The sequence below is a fragment of the Acidovorax sp. AC410 genome (genome assembly GCF_979253235.1).
In genome coordinates, this window is the sequence record NZ_CEEDCG010000001.1 from 6,952,889 (window position 1) to 6,968,745 (window position 15,857).

The 15,857-nt window shown below is 65.1% G+C and carries 13 protein-coding genes and 1 pseudogene; 9 read left to right on the top strand and 5 right to left on the bottom strand.

From position 1 onward, the window contains the following. Positions 1–99: 99 nt before the first annotated feature. From AC0IZS_RS32300 to AC0IZS_RS32310, 3 genes and pseudogenes are all read left to right on the top strand, one after another. Positions 100–1,038: pseudogene (locus tag AC0IZS_RS32300) on the top strand (NtaA/DmoA family FMN-dependent monooxygenase); the annotation flags it as partial. A 136-nt stretch (positions 1,039–1,174) separates the two neighbouring features. After that, entirely contained in the window at positions 1,175–2,218 is a 1,044-nt protein-coding gene (locus AC0IZS_RS32305; protein ID WP_471639389.1) for an ABC transporter substrate-binding protein, read from the top strand. Between the two features lie 32 nt (positions 2,219–2,250). Next, positions 2,251–2,853, top strand: coding sequence for a GNAT family N-acetyltransferase (locus tag AC0IZS_RS32310; RefSeq protein ID WP_471639390.1), 603 nt, complete (start codon positions 2,251–2,253; stop codon positions 2,851–2,853). A 49-nt stretch (positions 2,854–2,902) separates the two neighbouring features. Here AC0IZS_RS32310 and AC0IZS_RS32315 read toward each other — a convergent pair whose 3' ends face one another. From AC0IZS_RS32315 to AC0IZS_RS32330, 4 genes are read right to left on the bottom strand one after another with little or no spacing between them, the layout of a single operon-like run. Beyond that, positions 2,903–4,033, bottom strand: a complete 1,131-nt coding sequence (locus AC0IZS_RS32315; protein ID WP_471639391.1) for a 2-aminoethylphosphonate--pyruvate transaminase — start codon at positions 4,031–4,033, stop codon at positions 2,903–2,905. Between the two features lie 45 nt (positions 4,034–4,078). Next, positions 4,079–5,812, bottom strand: a complete 1,734-nt coding sequence (locus tag AC0IZS_RS32320) for a putative 2-aminoethylphosphonate ABC transporter permease subunit (protein WP_471639392.1) — start codon at positions 5,810–5,812, stop codon at positions 4,079–4,081. After that, a complete protein-coding gene (locus AC0IZS_RS32325; RefSeq protein WP_471639393.1) occupies positions 5,809–6,945 on the bottom strand; it encodes a putative 2-aminoethylphosphonate ABC transporter ATP-binding protein in 1,137 nt (378 codons plus the stop codon). The genes AC0IZS_RS32320 and AC0IZS_RS32325 overlap by 4 nt, the downstream gene beginning before the upstream one ends. Positions 6,946–6,991: 46 nt before the next feature. Further along, complete coding sequence (locus AC0IZS_RS32330) at positions 6,992–8,032, bottom strand: putative 2-aminoethylphosphonate ABC transporter substrate-binding protein (protein ID WP_471639394.1); 1,041 nt, start codon at positions 8,030–8,032, stop codon at positions 6,992–6,994. A gap of 159 nt (positions 8,033–8,191) precedes the next feature. Between AC0IZS_RS32330 and AC0IZS_RS32335 the strand changes: the two genes are divergently transcribed. The 6 genes from AC0IZS_RS32335 to AC0IZS_RS32360 all read left to right on the top strand — a co-directional run bounded on the left by AC0IZS_RS32335 (position 8,192) and on the right by AC0IZS_RS32360 (position 14,775). Continuing rightward, positions 8,192–8,920 (top strand): phosphonate utilization associated transcriptional regulator, encoded by a 729-nt coding sequence (locus AC0IZS_RS32335; protein ID WP_471639395.1) that lies wholly within the window; start codon positions 8,192–8,194, stop codon positions 8,918–8,920. A gap of 1 nt (position 8,921) precedes the next feature. After that, complete coding sequence (phnA, locus tag AC0IZS_RS32340; protein WP_471639396.1) at positions 8,922–10,148, top strand: phosphonoacetate hydrolase; 1,227 nt, start codon at positions 8,922–8,924, stop codon at positions 10,146–10,148. Between the two features lie 19 nt (positions 10,149–10,167). Continuing rightward, positions 10,168–11,616 carry a phosphonoacetaldehyde dehydrogenase gene (gene phnY, locus AC0IZS_RS32345; protein ID WP_471639397.1) on the top strand — a complete coding sequence of 483 codons (1,449 nt, stop codon included), beginning with the start codon at positions 10,168–10,170 and terminating at the stop codon, positions 11,614–11,616. A 105-nt stretch (positions 11,617–11,721) separates the two neighbouring features. Further along, on the top strand, positions 11,722–12,750 hold the full coding sequence (gene phnD, locus AC0IZS_RS32350; protein ID WP_471639398.1) for a phosphate/phosphite/phosphonate ABC transporter substrate-binding protein: 1,029 nt from the start codon (positions 11,722–11,724) through the stop codon (positions 12,748–12,750). A 58-nt stretch (positions 12,751–12,808) separates the two neighbouring features. Then, entirely contained in the window at positions 12,809–13,378 is a 570-nt protein-coding gene (locus tag AC0IZS_RS32355) for a phosphonate degradation HD-domain oxygenase (RefSeq protein ID WP_471639399.1), read from the top strand. 8 nt (positions 13,379–13,386) lie between these two features. Beyond that, positions 13,387–14,775 carry an FAD-dependent oxidoreductase gene (locus tag AC0IZS_RS32360; RefSeq protein WP_471639400.1) on the top strand — a complete coding sequence of 463 codons (1,389 nt, stop codon included), beginning with the start codon at positions 13,387–13,389 and terminating at the stop codon, positions 14,773–14,775. A 36-nt stretch (positions 14,776–14,811) separates the two neighbouring features. On the opposite strand, the gene AC0IZS_RS32365 is transcribed toward AC0IZS_RS32360, so the two are convergent. Beyond that, entirely contained in the window at positions 14,812–15,846 is a 1,035-nt protein-coding gene (locus tag AC0IZS_RS32365) for a carbohydrate kinase family protein (protein ID WP_471639401.1), read from the bottom strand. Positions 15,847–15,857 lie beyond the last annotated feature (11 nt).

The window sequence follows — 15,857 nt, forward strand, 5'->3', positions numbered from 1 at the left end:
TAGCCGTGCTACGCGACACTCAGGGCGCCTTGCACTGCACCGCGCTGCAGGCTTTCTCGGGGGTGAAATGAGTGATGACACGCCCTCACCTCGGGCAGCGATTTCGAGGCGCGCGCTTTCGGGCTGGAGCAGCAACTCGCGCACGCGCACCGCTATGCCCGGGCCCACGAGTACGTGAAGATCGTCAAGGGCCTGTGGGACACCTGGGAGGACGAGGCCTTCATCCACGACAAGGTGGCCAACCGCTTCTTCGACCCGACCCGGCTGCACCGCGTGGCCCACACCGGCGAGCACTACCAGGTACACGGCGGCCTGCAGACGCCACGCGCACCGCAGGGCTACCCGGTGCTGGTGCAGGCGGGCTCCTCGGGCGATGGGCAGGACCTGGCCGCCGCCACGGCCGAGGTGGTGTTCACCGCGCAGCAGAGCGCGGCCGAGGCTCGGGCCTTCTACAGCGGCCTCAAGGGCCGGTTGGCGGCCCATGGCCGCACGCCCGAGCAGCTCAAGATCCTGCCCGGCATATCGCCCTTCGTCGGGCGCACGCAGCAGGAGGCGCAGGACAAGTTCGACCAGTTGCAGGGCCTGATCGACCCGGTGCTGGGCGTGGGCCTGCTCTCTACCTTCCTCGGGAATGTGGACCCGTCGGGCTACGACATCGACGGCCCGTTTCCGCAGGACCTGCCGGTGACCGAGGGCTGGAAAAGCCGCCAGGAACTCTTCGAGGGCATGGCCCGGCGCGAGAACCTCTCCATCCGCCAGCTCTACGAAAAGGTGGCCAGCGCGCGCGGGCACTGGACCCTCGTCGGCACGCCCGAATCCATCGCCGACCAGCTCGAACACTGGTTCACCACCGGCGCGGCCGATGGCTTCAACGTGCTGGCCCCCACCCTGCCGCACGGCCTCAGGGACTTTGCCGAGCTCGTGATCCCCGAACTGCAGCGCCGCGGCCTGTTCCGCACCGAGTACCAGGGGCGCACGCTGCGCGAGCACCTGGGCCTGGCACGGCCAATGCATCCTGCGGCACGGCAACCTGCATAGATGAATTGGTTGTTAGGTATGCACGATTCATTCGTTCCCGCGCGCCCGGCTCGGCCCTAGAGTCTGCCGCTTGGACCCACGAACGATTGAACAGGGAAACGATATGGCTGGACGGGGCATGGAACAAGACAGGAGCATGCAGGAACAACGCAAGGCAGCGCAGCACGGCCGGCCTTCACTGGCCGGGCGCGCCCTGGCCCTGGCGGCCGCCACCCTGCTGGGCCTGGTACCCCTGGCCGCGCAGGCCGAGGGCAAGATCAGCATTGCGCAGCAGTTCGGCATCGGCTACCTGGTCCTCGACGTGGTGCGCGACCAGCAGCTCATCGAAAAGCACGGCAAGCAGCAGGGCCTGGATGTGCAGGTGGAGTGGGCCAGCATCTCGGGCGCCACGGGCATGAACGAGGCGCTGCTGGCCGGCTCGCTGGACGTGGTGTCCGCCGGCGTGCCGCCCATGCTCACGCTGTGGGACCGCACGCGCGGCAAGCAGAATGTGAAGGCCGTGGCGGCGCTGGGTTCGCTGCCCAACTACCTGCTCACCAACAGCCCCACGGTCAAGACCTTGAAGGACCTGGGCGAAAAGGACCGCATCGCCGTGCCGGCTGCGGGTGTGGGCTTCCAGTCGCGCACGCTGCAGATCGAGACGGCGCGCGTGTTCGGCAAGGACGACTTCAAGCGCTTCGACAAGATCTCGGTGAGCCTGCCCCACCCGGAGGCCACGGCAGCGCTGATATCGGGGGGCACGGAGATCAACACGCATTTCTCGAGCGCGCCGTTCTACTACCAGGCCCTGGCCGCCAACAAGAACATCCACAAGCTCATCAGCTCCTACGACATCCTGGGCGGGCCGGCCACGTTCAACGTGCTCTACACCACGCAGAAGTTCCACGACGAGAACCCCAAGACCTACAAGGCGTTCTACGCCGCGCTGGTCGAGGCGGCGCAGATCGTCAAGGCCGACAAGGCCAAGGCGGCCGACATCTTCATCCGCGTGCAGAAGTCCAAGCTCGCGCCCGAGCTGGTGCGCAAGATCGTGGAAGACCCGGAGAACGACTTCACCGTGTCGCCGCACCGCACCTTCGTGTACGCCGACGAGCTGGAAAAGCTCGGCGTGCTCAAGAACAAGGCCGCCTCGTGGAAGGACTATTTCTTCGAAGAGGCCTACGCGCAGCCCGGGTCTTGATCCACGGCTCGGGTCTGGTAAGGTCCGCGCCCATGTCCACGCCTTCGCTGCACCCTTCCACGCCCGCTCTGGCGGCATCGCTGATCGACGATCCTTTTTACCAGGCGGTCACCGTCGACTTCGCACACGATGCAGCCGCGCGCCTCGCGGTGCTGGCGCACTACCTGGACTGCGCCGTGCGCGAGGCGCAGCGCGGCGGCCTGTGCCACACGCTCGACGACCCGCGCCTGGGCATGGCCATCTGGGCCCTGCCACGCCCGGCGCAGATCGAAGCGGCCGACGCCCAGGCCAAGTCGGACCACCTGCAGAGCGTGCTGGGCCCGCGCGGCATGGACCACTACCGCCAGATCATTGCCTTCATGGGCCCGCGCGCCAGTGGGGCCGAACTGCAGGGCGCCTGGTACCTGTCGATCCTGGGCATCGACCCTGCAGCGCAGGGCCAGGGCCTGGGCGCACAGTTGCTGGTGCCCACGCTGGCAGCGGCGGATGAAGCGGGCGTGGCTTGCTACCTGGAGACGTTTTCCACACGCAACGAAGGCTTCTATGCCCGCCTGGGGTTCCGCGCCCTGGCTTCGCACCTGGAGCCCACCACGAATGCGCGGTACACGATCATGGTGCGCGGGCTTCACAGGTGACGCTGCAAGCGTGCCATCGTGATGGGACAACGAACGGCACGGGCGTGGCTCAGGCCAGCACCGGACTCGACACCCGCTGAATACCCATCGCCTGGAGTGTGTCGGCGATGGCGTCCACCGCTCCAGGAATGCCCGCATCACCGAAGTGCCCCATGCAGCCGACACGGAACGTCTCGAGCTGCGTCAGCTTGCCGGGGTAAAGGATGTAGCCGCGCCTCTTGACCTCCTGGTAGAAGGCCTTGAAGTTGTAGTTGGCATCGTCTGGTGCATGGAAGGTCACGATGATGGGCGCCTGGATTTCGGGATCGAGAAAGGGGCGCAAACCCAATGCCGCCAATCCATCGATCAATGCCTTGCAGTTGCGCGCGTAGCGCCCGCCACGGGCTGGAAGACCGCCCTCCTCCAGGTACTGGGTAATCGCCGCGTCCAGCGCCGCCACCACATGCGTCGGCGGCGTGAAGCGCCATTGCGTGGTCTTCTCCATGTAGACCCATTGGTCGTAGAGGTCCATGCTCAGCGAGTGGCAGTTGCCCTCGCATCCCTCCAGAACGCTGCGATTGACGATGACGAAGCCCATGCCGGGAACGCCTTCGAGGCATTTCCCGGATGCGGCAACGACGGCGTCGAATGGCGTCTGACGGGCATCGATCTCCAGTGCGCCAAAGGAGCTCATCGCATCGATGATCAATCCGCGGCCGTGCCTGGCGACGACCACGGCGATTTCGTGCAGCGGATTGAGGACGCCGGCCCCGGTTTCGCAATGCACTACCGCCACGTGCGTAATGCTTGGGTCGGCGGCCAGTGCGCGGTCGACATCGGCGGGTGACATGGGCTTGTCTTCCGTGTAGTCGATGGTGCTGACCTTGCGACCAATGACCTTGCAGATTTTGGCCAGGCGCTGGCAGTAGGCACCGTTGTTCGGTACGAGCACGTGGCCGTCGCGCGGAACGACGGTGCCGATCGCCGCCTCCACGGAAAAGGTCCCGCTCCCCTGCAAGGGGACGCACTCGTGCGTCCCTGTGCCATGCACGATGTCGAGTACGTTCTTGCGGATGCGTGCGGTGATCTGGTTGAAGTCCGAGTCCCATGATCCCCAGTCGCGCAACATGGCTTGGCGCGTGCGGGCAGAGGTGGTCAGAGGGCCAGGGGTCAGCAGGATGGGGGTGGGGGTTTGGCTCATGGTTTGTCTCCAGGCGGGGAAGGGAACCGGGTTGGAAGGTGAGGGTCAGCTGCGGGCCAGGTTGCGCCAGGCCTGTGTGCGTGACAGCAGCACGCGCGTGAGCAGTGAGTAGGCAATGCACACCAGCGTCGAGGTGATCACGATCAGGCTGGCCAATGCAGACGCGGGGCCGATGTCACCGGCATCGTCCAGGTGCATGATCGCCACCGAGGCGAGGATGGTCTCGGGCGTGTAGAGAAAGATCGCGCACGACAGGCTGGCCATCGACACCACAAAGAAGTAGCGCCCGATATCCAGAATGGCCGGCAGGCACACCGGCACGGTCACGCGCATGAAGGTCTTGAAGAACGGCACCTTGAGGGACGCCGACACGGCCTCGAACTCGTTGTCCAACTGCTTGAGCGCCGTGATGGCGGTGAGGTGGCTGGATGTGTAGTAGTGGATGACCATCGAGATGATCAGGATCGCCATCGTCTGGTACAGAAAGTTCAAGGGATTGCCGGGATGGTTGAAGAACATCACATAGCCCAGCCCGAGCACCAGGCCCGGCACGGCCATGGACAGCACGGCCATCAGGTGCATGGCGGGCCGCATCAGGCCGAGGTTGCGCGTCTTCTCGATGAGGTAGGCGCCCACGAAGACGATCAGCGAGCCGGCCACCGCGGTGACCATGGCAACGAGCAGGCTGTTGCCGTAGGCGGCCGCCATGTCGCTCTCGATCAGCACGAAGTGGTAGTGCTTCATCGTGAACGAAAGGTCGTAGGGCCACAGCGAGATCAGCGAGGTGTAGATCGCCATGCCGATGGTGGCCAGAAGCAGGCCGCAGACCACCGTGCAGAACAGGGTCAGCAGCGCATCGGCGACCTTGCGCCGCTTGGGGACGTATGGCACCGAGCGGGCCGTGAGCTGCGCCTTGAGCTTGCGGCGCACCACATAGTCGATCACGAAGGAGATGACCGACGGAATCAGCAACAGCATGCCGACCACCGCACCGATGGAGAAGTTGTGCTGCCCCACGACCTGCTTGAAAACGTCCACCGACAGCACGTTGAAGTTGCCACCGATCACCTTGGGCGCACCGAAATCGCTGATCACATAGGTGAACACCACGGTGGCCGCGCTGATGAGGCCGTACTTGCACGAGGGCAGCGTGATGGTCATGAACTGGCGAAACGGCCGCGTGCGCAGCGCAGTGGCCGCCTCGTACAGCCGGCCGTCGGCGAGCGACAGGGCCGTGACCAGAATCATCAGGGCATGCGGGAAGGTGTTGTAGACCTCGGCGAGGATGATCCCCGGGGCCCCATAGATGGACATGCCGCCGAGCAGGAACTTGAGCGCGCCCTGGTTTCCGAACCACTGCACGAACGAGATGGCAGACAGCAGTGATGGCGCCAGCAAAGGGATCAGCGCGATGAGCCGAAAGACGGCCTTGAGTGGCGCCGGAATGCTGCTGCGGGTCAGTGCATAGGCGAACACGAAGGCCACAGGCACGGAGATCGCCACCACGGCGGCCGACACCCAGATCGAGTTCCAGGCCGCGCTCAGAAGGCTCGGCGTCTTGAAGTAGGTGATGAAGTGCGCGAGGCCGACGAAGCGGCCACTCTTGTCCTGCACGGCCTGCGCCAGGATGGTCAGCAGCGGGGCCACCAGAAAGACCAGCAGCATGGCCATCACGGCCAGCAGGATGGCCCGCGCGATGGTCTCGTCACGGCTCCAGCGCAACAGGGGCCGCGTGGGGGTTGCCGCCATGGCAGCAGCGGGGCGGGACAGCGCGGTCATGGCCCGGGCCTGCGCGCAGAAAAGGCACGGATGCGGTTGGCACGCAGGGCAATGTCGATGGTGTTGCCTTCGCGGATGCCCAGGTCATGGAGCTGGTTGAGGGAAAAGTGCAGTCCCAGCGTTTGCCCATGCAGCGCATCGGCCGTGACCTCGGCAATGCACAGCCCACCCAGGAACTCGACCTTGGTGACCAGCACCTGCAGCCGGTTGGCGGTGGTGTGGTCCAGGTGCTCGACCGCACGGTCCTCGGGGCGCAAATAGAGATTCACGTCTTCGCCCGGCTCGAACCGGCCATCGCAGGCGCTGCACTCCAGCTCCATGTCCCCCACCTGGAAACGCTGGTTCCCCAGCGCCACGGAGCGCAGCACGTTGACCTTGCCGACGAAATCCGCCACGAAGGGGGTGGCGGGCCGTTCGTAGATGTCCATCGGTGTGCCGACCTGCTCGATCACCCCATGGTTCATGACCACGATGCGGTCCGCCATGGACAGTGCTTCTTCCTGGTCGTGTGTGACCATGATGGTGGTGATGCCCACCTGCTTTTGCAGCCGGCGGATCTCTCCACGCAGCCGGATGCGCTCGAGCGCGTCGAGCGCCGACAGCGGCTCGTCCAGCAGCAGCAGCCCAGGGCGCGTGGCCAGGGCCCGGGCCAGCGCCACGCGCTGCTGCTGCCCGCCAGACAGCTGGCTGGGGTACTTGTGGCCAGAGGTCGGCAGGCCGACGAGTTTCAGCAACTCCTCGACACGTGCCTTGATTTCCCCCTTTTTTGCGCGGCTGTTGACCAGCCCATAGCCCACGTTTTCGGCAATCGAAAGATTGGGAAACAGCGCGTACGACTGGAAGACGATCCCATAGTCCCGCCCATCCGGGGGCAGCCAGGAGACGTCCTTGCCGTCCTGCAGGATCTGCCCGGAGGTCTGTGTTTCCAAGCCCGCGATGATGCGCAGCAGCGTGGTCTTGCCGCAGCCCGAAGGGCCCAGGAAGCACAGCATCTCGCCCTTGTTGACACGCAGATGCACGTCGCGCAGCGCGCTGAAGGTTTCAAAGTCCTTTCGAACGCCCACGATCTCGAGCGCGGCAGGGGGCGCGGCAGGTATCTGGCTGGCGATGAATCGGGTGTCGGTCATGTCCATTTTTCGCACTCGTGGTTATGGGGCTGATGGGATGCCGCCGGGCCTCTTACTTGGGCTCTGCCTTGCCTTCGTAGCGCTTGCTCCACTCGGCCAATATGCGCTCGCGGTTCTTCGCGGCCCAGTTGATGTCGTTCTTGGCGAGCAGCTTTTCGTAGTTCTCAGGAATACCCTCCAGCTTCGACACCAGGCCGGGATAGGCCACGACGGCCCACCAGCGCGACGAGATCTGGTTGGCCTCCTTGCTGGCCATCCAGTCGGCGAACCGCTTGCCCTGCTCCAGCTTGGTACTGGTTTTCATGAGGCTGGTGGCTTCGATGTCCCAGCCCAGGCCTTCCTTGGGGAAGATGAGATCGACCGGTGCGCCGGATTTCTTGACCTGGTGGGCCCGGAACTCAAAGGAAATGCCGATCGGAAACTCACCGGCACCGGCCTGCTTGCAGGGCTTGGACCCCGAATGCACGTACTGCGCGATGTTCTGGTGCAAGGCATCCATGAACTTCCAGCCCTCCGCATCGCCCCACATCTGCAGCCATGAGGACACATCCAGGTAGCCCGTACCGCTCGAAGCCGGGTGGGGCATGGAGATGGTCCCCTTGTAGATGGGTTTGGTCAGGTCCTTCCAGCTTTCGGGCTTGGGCAGACCCAGCTTCTGGGCCTCCACCCGGTTGAAGCAGATCGTTGCCGCCCACACGTCCATCCCGACCCAGGCCGGGGGCCTTGCGGTATCGGAGTAGGCAGGGTTGAGCTCCTTGAACCCCTTGGGCTCGTAGGCCAGCAGCATCCCCTCCTGCTGCAGCAGCGCGAGGCTGCTGGCCGCCAGGCCGGCCACCACATCGGCCTGCGGATTGGCTTTTTCGGCCAGCAGCTTGGCAGTGACGATGCCGGTGGAATCGCGGACCCACTTCACTTCGATGTCTGGGTTGGCCTTCTCGAAGGCGTCCTTGTAGAGCTTCATGGCATCGGTCTCCAGCGCCGTGTAGACCAGAAGGGGCGTCTTCTGTGCCCAGGCAGTGCTGCCCGCCACAAGGCTGATCGCAGTGAGAAATAGGGCCGCCGCTAGGCGGCTTGTGCTTGCTTTCATCGTCATCTGTTACTCCTGATAGAGGGCTTGCTATCCCTTGGAAGGGCTTTGGCGGGCTCCGGCACATGTTCTTCCATGCTCGGTGAATGCAATGTAAATTGCCGACTAAAAACTGTCAATAGTAAATTGTTGACAGTTTTCAATATCCGCGTAAGATCGCCATCCATGACCTCAAGCCCTCATTCCGCCGCCCTCGCCTTTCTTCAGACCAGCTCGCTGCCCATGCTGATGCAGGAAGAGATCGAGCGTTTGATCATGACCGGCGAGCTGCCCGTCGGCAGCCGCATCAATGAGAGCGAGCTCTCCCAGCGCTTCAACACCAGCCGTGGCCCCATCCGCGAAGCCCTGCGCGCACTGGAAGAGGCCGGACTGGTGCGCAACGAGAAGAACCGTGGCGTGTTCGTCCGGGAGATCGCCTTCGAGGAGGCGGACGAGATCTATGAGCTGCGGGAGGCGCTCGAAGAAATCATCGGACGGCGCGTGGCCCTTGCCATCCAGCCCGATGCGGTCGAACGCCTTCGCGCCATGCTCGAAGCCATGCGCTCAGCCGCCCTGGCGCAGGACGTGGAGCAATACGCGCAGCTCAATCTCCAGTTCCACGAAATCCTGCTCGACACCGCAGGCAGTCGCAAGCTCACCGAAACCTACAAGCGCCTGGTCAAGGAACTGCACCTCTTTCGCATGCGCGCACTGGACAGCGGCGGTGGCCTGCGGGTCTCCGCAGACGAGCACAGCCACATTGTCGAAGCCATTGCCAGCGGCAATCCCGATGCCGCAGGGCTCGCACTTCGCCAGCACGTTGCCGACAGCCGTGCCCGCATGCACAAGGCGTTCGGTCGCACCGAGACGCCCACTGCCGCCCTCACCTCTCAACCCCATCAAAAGGAAGTCTGAAATGACACAGGAGACACTGCAAGTCAACGCCCGCAGCTACCGCTGGATGCTGCGCCCGATCGTCATCGTTTGCGTTGACGGCTGCGAGCCCGCCTACCTGGATGCGGCCATTGCCGCAGGCGTGGCGCCGTATCTGGCGCGCATGCGCAAAACCGGTGCGGACCTGCTGGCCGACTGCGTGGTTCCATCCTTCACCAACCCGAACAACCTGTCGATCGTCACCGGTGCCCCGCCCTCGGTCCACGGCATCTGTGGCAATTACTTCTTCGACCGCGACCTCGGCCAGGAAGTGATGATGAACGACCCCAAGTACCTGCGCGCAGGCACCATCCTGGCGGCGTTTGCCGATGAGGGCGCCAAGGTGGCGGTGGTCACCGCCAAGGACAAGCTGCGCAAGCTCCTGGGCCACAAGATGAAGGGAATCTGCTTTTCTTCCGAGAAGTCGGACCAGGCAACCATCGAAGAAAACGGGATCGACGACGTGGTGAACATGGTGGGCATGCCGGTGCCCTCGGTCTACAGTGCAGAACTGTCGGAGTTCGTCTTCGCGGCAGGTGTCAAGCTGATGCAATCGAGCCGCCCGCACCTGATGTACCTTTCGACCACCGACTACGTCCAGCACAAGGCGGCTCCCGGCAGCCCTGCAGCGAACGCCTTCTACGCCATGATGGATGGCTACCTGGCGCAGCTTGACGAACTGGGCGCCACCATCGTGCTCACGGCCGACCATGGCATGAACGACAAGCACGGTGCCGACGGCTCGCCCAACGTCATCTACCTGCAGGACGTGCTCGACGAATGGTACGGGCCCGAGAAGGCACGGGTGATCCTGCCCATCACCGACCCCTACGTGGTGCACCACGGCGCACTCGGCTCCTTTGCCACCGTCTATGCGCCCGACGAGTCCACCGCTGCGCAGTGGATCGAGCGCATCAAGCAGGTGCCGGGCATGGAGTCCGTCCTGTCGCGGGCCGAGGCGGCCAAGCGTTTCGAGCTGCCGCCCGACCGCATTGGGGACATCGTCGTGGTCAGCAATCGCGACACGGTGATCGGTACCTCGGCCAGCCGGCATGACCTGTCGGCGCTGGAGGTTCCGCTGCGCTCCCACGGCGGCGTCTCCGAGCAGCGCGTGCCGCTGATCTGCAACCGCCCCGTCACAGGCATCGCATCCGGCCGCCGGCTGCGCAATTTCGATGCCCTCGACATCGCACTGAACCACGCCCAGTAACCGCATTGCGGAGCACTCCATGAGCCAACCCAGTCTGAAGCCGGCGACCATCCATCGCGAGGCCTTGCGCATCGCCGGTGAGAGGGTCTACTGCGACCGCAGCATCGAGGTCACCTACCCCTATACCGGCGAAGTGATCGCCACCGTGCCCAAGGCCACGCTGGACGATGTGAGGCGGGCCTACCGCATCGCCCGGGACTACAAATCCACGCTGACACGCTACGAGCGCTACAAGATACTGATGCGGGCGGGCGAGATCATTGCCTCGCGCCTGGACGAGATATCGCGCACCATCACGCTCGAATCGGGCCTGTGCCGCAAGGACTCGCTGTATGAAGTGGGCCGTGCCTCCGATGTGCTGCTGTTCGCGGCCAACCAGGCGCTGGTCGACGACGGGCAGGTGTTCTCCTGCGACCTCACGCACCATGGCAAGAGCCGCAAGGTCTACACCCTGAAAGAGCCGCTGCTGGGTGCAATCACGGCCATCACGCCGTTCAACCACCCGCTGAACCAGGTCATCCACAAGGTTGCGCCCTCCATCGCCACCAACAACCGCATGGTCCTCAAGCCCAGCGAAAAGACGCCGCTCACCGCCTTCATCCTGGCCGACATCCTGTACGAGGCGGGCCTGCCGCCGCCCATGCTGTCGGTCATCACGGGCGATCCGCGCGAGATCGCCGACGAGATGCTGACCAGCCCGGATGTCGATCTGGTGACCTTCACCGGCGGCGTGGCCATCGGCAAGTACATCGCCGGCAAAGCCGCCTACAAGCGGCAGATTCTCGAACTCGGCGGCAACGACCCCATCATCGTGATGGATGACGCCGACATCGAAGAGGCCGCAACGCTCGCTGCCAGCGGCTCCTACAAGAACTCGGGCCAGCGCTGCACGGCGGTCAAGCGCATGCTGGTGCATGAGGCCGTGGCCGACCAGTTCGTTGAATTGCTGGTCGCCAAGACCCGGGCGTTGAAGTACGGCGACCCGATGGATCCCGCCACCGACATGGGCACGGTGATCGACGAAGCGGCCGCCAAGCACTTCGAGGCCGTGGTCAACGAAGCCATCGCTGCCGGCGCAAAACTGCTGTGCGGCCACGAGCGCCAGGGTGCGCTCTATGCGCCCACGGTGCTCGACCGTGTGGATCCCGAGATGACCGTCGCCAAGCAGGAGACCTTCGGGCCCGTGTCGCCGGTGATCCGCTTCAAGGACATCGACGACGCGATCCGCATCTCCAACGGCACGGCCTATGGCCTCTCGTCATCGGTGTGCACCAACCGGCTGGACCACATCACCCGTTTCATCCGCGAGTTGAATGTGGGCAGCGTGAATGTGCGCGAAGTGCCCGGCTACCGGCTGGAGCTGACGCCCTTCGGTGGCATCAAGGACTCCGGCCTGGGCTACAAGGAAGGCGTGCTGGAGGCCATGAAGAGCTTCACCAATACCAAGACCTATTCACTGCCCTGGTAGTACCCGAAGCGCCGTCGGCCACCACAGCTATCGGTGGCCGCACGGCGCCGCGAGGGTCCTGGAGCAGCCCGCGTTGGCCTGGTTCGAAACCAAGGATGTATTTCCATGAATGCCGATGAACGACCTCGCCGCACAGTCCATGCCCGCCAGCGCCTGGGGTGGGCCCTGGCGTCGCTTGCCTTGCTGGGCCCCCTCGCCGCCCGTGCGGCCGACAAGGACTCCGCGCTGACCGTCGGGCTGATTGTCGCGGGAAGCGTCGAGAAGGTCGTCGAAGACTGGAGACCTTTCACGGAAGCTCTCGCGAAAGAGCTGCAGATTCCGGTCAAGGTGTTGGCCTCCAAAAACTACGCAGACATCTCCGGCGCGCTGATGGACGGGCGCGTTCAGCTGGCATGGATCAACAACAAACTGGCGATTGATCTGGTGGAAAGCGACCGCGCGACCGTCTTCGCGCAGATGGTAAGGGTGGACGGTTCACGCGGCTATCGCTCGGTTCTCTTTGCCCGAAAAGATGGCCCCATCCAGTCGCTGGCCGATGTGGTGGGCCGCCCAGGCGCCTACAGCTTCGGTTCGGGCGACAAGAAGTCCACCTCCGGCTACCTGGTGCCCAACTACTACGTGTTCGCCAAGAACAAGATAGAGCCGCAAAAGCACTTCAAGCAGATCAGCCACGCCAACCACCTGGACAACTTCCTGGCCGTTGCCGACGGGCGGGTGGACCTGGCCACGAACAACACGGAGGAACTGCCCCGCTACCAGGCCGAGTTTCCAGACAAGCTGGCGCGGGTTCGCGTGGTCTGGGAGTCGCCGCTGATACCCAACGATCCCATCCTCTACCGCAAAGACCTGCCCTCCGCCACGCAGCAGCGCATCCGCAAGTTCTTCACCGCCTATGGGCGCAGCGACGCGGAGAAAGCCACCTTGAAAGCCATCAATGGCCTCTCGGGCTTCCGGGCCTCCTCCAACTACCAGTTGCGCCCTGTGGTGGACCTGGAACTCTTTCAGATGCTGACCACCGCCATGGACGGCAAGGCGAATTCGCCGGAGCGCTTTCAGTCCGTGATGGAGGGCTTGACGAAGCGCGCCGCGCGCCTGGACACCGTGCTCAACGCCACCCGCCTGGATGGCCCGTGATGCGGGAGCGCCAGATGAAGCGATGCCTCCACCCGAAACTCCCCACAAACAGCCCACCATGAGCCTCACCATCCCGGACATCACCGGCCTCTTCCTGTCCAGGGGCCACGCCCAGTATGACGGCGAGCCAGTGACGCAACTTGAACATGCGCTGCAGTCGGCCCACCTGGCCGAGCAGGCGGGCGCCGGCAGTGCCCTGATCGCAGCCGCGCTGCTGCATGACCTGGGGCACCTGCTGCACGAGTGGGGCGGCACGCCCACCCAGGAGGGACTGGACGACGTACACCAGTACCGTTGCATGCCGTTTCTGCGCGCGCTTTTCGGTCCCGGGACGCTGGAGCCGATCCGCTTGCATGTGGACGCCAAGCGCTTTCTGTGCGCGCGCGAGCCGGGCTACCTCGCAGAGCTGTCGCCCGACTCCAGGCGCAGCCTGGCGCTGCAAGGCGGTGTCTTCAACGAGGCGCAGGCCACGGCCTTCGAGGCATTGCCCCATGCGATGGACGCGGTCCGTTTGCGGCGCTGGGACGACATGGCCAAGTCGGCCACTGCGGACACCCCTTGCCTGGAGCACTTCGTGCGCCATCTCGAAATCAGCGCGGCCGAGCACCGCCAGCCCCTGGCCTCCTGAGGATTCCCATGCGTCCCTTCTGGATCGAACAAGCGCTTTTCATCGACGGCGACCTGGCCCCAGCCCTGCAGGGTGAACACAGCGCCGACGTATGCATCGTCGGCGGTGGTTTCACGGGCCTGTGGACGGCCATCCAGACCAAGCTGCAGGCCCCCGAACTCGATATCGTGATACTCGAGAGCGACCTTTGCGGAGCCGGCGCAAGCGGGCGCAATGGCGGCTGCCTGCTCACCTGGTCGGCCAAGTTCCTCACGCTGCACCGCTTGTTTGGAGAAGCCGAGGCGGTGCGCCTGGTCAAGGCATCGGAGGCGGCCGTGGGGCACATCGGCGACTTCTGCCGGGCGCACGACATCGACGCAGAATTTCGGCAGGACGGTACGCTGTACACCGCCACGTCACAGGCCCAGATCGGCACGCTGGATCCGATGGTGCAGGCGCTGGAGGCGCGGGGCATCCACTCCTACCAGCACCTGCCTGCACACGAGGTGGCCTCGCGGTCCGGCTCGGCGCGCAACCTGGCCGGGGTGTTCTCGCCGGTTGCGGCCACCGTGCATCCGGGCAAGCTGGTGCGCGGGCTGCGGCGCGTGGCGCTTGCCATGGGCATCCGCATCCATGAACGCACCCCGATGCTGGACTTCACCAACGACCAACCCACCGTGGTGCGCACACCGAGCGGCACGGTCAAGGCGAAGAAGCTGGTGCTGGCGATGAATGCATGGATGGCCAGCGCCTTTGCCCAGTTCGAGCGCACCATCGCCATCGTGTCGAGCGATATGGTCATCACTGAGAAATGCCCGGACCTGCTCAAGGCCATCGGGCTCGACAACGGCGTCTCGGTGCTCGACTCGCGCACCTTCGTGTACTACTACCGCAGCACCATAGACGGCCGCCTCATGCTGGGCAAGGGCGGCAACACCTTCGCCTGGGGCGGTCGCATGGCGCGGGTGTTCGACGAGCGCTCGCCCTACGAGGCCGAGTTGACGCGCGCCCTGCATTCGTTCTTCCCAAGCCTGCGCAGCACGCCGATCACCGCCAGCTGGAACGGGCCGTCGGACCGCTCGGTGACGGGGTTTCCATTTTTCGGCCGCTTCAACGGTGCGCCGCATATCTACTATGGCTTCGGCTATTCGGGCAATGGCGTCGGCCCCACCTACATGGGGGGGCAGATCCTGTCGTCCCTGGTGCTGGACCAGGACAACGCGTGGACGCGCAGCCCGCTGACGAGCGGCCCGCTGGGCCAATTCCCGCCGGAGCCACTGCGCTTCGTGGGCTCCATCGTCGTGCGCAACGCCATCCGCCGCAAGGAGCTGGCGGAGGATGAAGACCGCCAACCCTGGCTGGCGGACCGGATGCTCAGCAAGCTGGCCAGCGCTGCCGGCAAAGCCGACAAGGCCTGACGGCCGATTACCCCCCATTGCGGCTGAAAGCCCCGTTCAGGGCTGTTGGCCCAGCGCAGGGTGCTGCGCAGCCCAGTCCTGCGCGACCTGCCAGCTTGGCGGCACGCAGCCGCGCTCCTGCACGCACAGGCTGGCGCTGGCCAGGGCGTGGCGCAGGGCCTGCTGGTACACGGCGGCTGGCAGTGCCGCGATGAAGTCGGCCATGCCCGCAGGTGCCGAACGGTCCTGTTGCGCATGGGCGCGCAGCAGGTAAGCGAGCAGGCCCGCGAGAAAGCTGTCGCCTGCGCCCACGGTATCGACCACGGCCAGGGGTTGGGCTTCCTTGGCAAACCACTGGTCAGCACCCTCCCCTTGCTGCTGCAGCAGCCAGGCGCCCTCGCCGCCCAGGGTCAGGGCCATGAGGCGGGCGCGGGGGTTGGCAGCCAGCAGGTGGCGGGCGCGCTCCAGCGTACCGGTGCCGGGCACCTGCAGGTGGTCCAGGTCTTCGTCGCTGGCCTTGATGATGTGCGCCTCGGTCAGGGCGGCGTGGACCTGTGCGCGGTAAGCGGGCAGGTCGGGCATGACGGAGGGGCGCAGGTTGGCGTCCACCACCACGCAGCGGCCCGCGGCGCGCTGGGCCTGCAGCCAGGGCAGGTAGATGGCTGCATCGCGCGCATCCAGGGCCAGGGCGCCAGTGCAGACCAGCTGCAGTGCCTCACCGTGGGCGGCACAGGCGGCGTTGAGCCCCGCTGGGCTCACGGTGCGGTCGGCCACGCCTTCGCGGTAGAAGGCGTAGTCGGGGTGGCCCTGCTCGGTGAGGTTGACCACGGCCAGCGAGGTGACCTCGCCCACGGGTGTGGGCAGGGCCAGTTGCACGCCATCGGCCGCGAGCTGCGCCGCGAGTTCACGGCCCCAGCGGTCGCGTGACAGGGGGTTGAGGTACTGCGTGCCCACACCCTGGCGCGCCAGCGCCCGGCCCAGGTTGTAGAGCGCACCGCCCAGGCAGGGCTCGTAGTTGCCATCGGCACGGCGGATGAGGTCGATCAGCGCTTCGCCGGCAATGGCGACCTGCACGGGAGAATGTATGGACATGGACAAAGAAC

Coding starts and splice junctions, on each gene's coding strand:
- AC0IZS_RS32325 (WP_471639393.1), bottom strand. CDS start 6,945: ATGGACATGACCGACACCCGATTCATCGCCAGCCAGATACCTGCCGCG.
- phnA (WP_471639396.1), top strand. CDS start 8,922: ATGACACAGGAGACACTGCAAGTCAACGCCCGCAGCTACCGCTGGATG.
- AC0IZS_RS32305 (WP_471639389.1), top strand. CDS start 1,175: ATGCAGGAACAACGCAAGGCAGCGCAGCACGGCCGGCCTTCACTGGCC.
- AC0IZS_RS32330 (WP_471639394.1), bottom strand. CDS start 8,032: ATGACGATGAAAGCAAGCACAAGCCGCCTAGCGGCGGCCCTATTTCTC.
- phnY (WP_471639397.1), top strand. CDS start 10,168: ATGAGCCAACCCAGTCTGAAGCCGGCGACCATCCATCGCGAGGCCTTG.
- AC0IZS_RS32315 (WP_471639391.1), bottom strand. CDS start 4,033: ATGAGCCAAACCCCCACCCCCATCCTGCTGACCCCTGGCCCTCTGACC.
- AC0IZS_RS32360 (WP_471639400.1), top strand. CDS start 13,387: ATGCGTCCCTTCTGGATCGAACAAGCGCTTTTCATCGACGGCGACCTG.
- phnD (WP_471639398.1), top strand. CDS start 11,722: ATGAATGCCGATGAACGACCTCGCCGCACAGTCCATGCCCGCCAGCGC.
- AC0IZS_RS32335 (WP_471639395.1), top strand. CDS start 8,192: ATGACCTCAAGCCCTCATTCCGCCGCCCTCGCCTTTCTTCAGACCAGC.
- AC0IZS_RS32310 (WP_471639390.1), top strand. CDS start 2,251: ATGTCCACGCCTTCGCTGCACCCTTCCACGCCCGCTCTGGCGGCATCG.
- AC0IZS_RS32365 (WP_471639401.1), bottom strand. CDS start 15,846: ATGTCCATACATTCTCCCGTGCAGGTCGCCATTGCCGGCGAAGCGCTG.
- AC0IZS_RS32320 (WP_471639392.1), bottom strand. CDS start 5,812: ATGACCGCGCTGTCCCGCCCCGCTGCTGCCATGGCGGCAACCCCCACG.
- AC0IZS_RS32355 (WP_471639399.1), top strand. CDS start 12,809: ATGAGCCTCACCATCCCGGACATCACCGGCCTCTTCCTGTCCAGGGGC.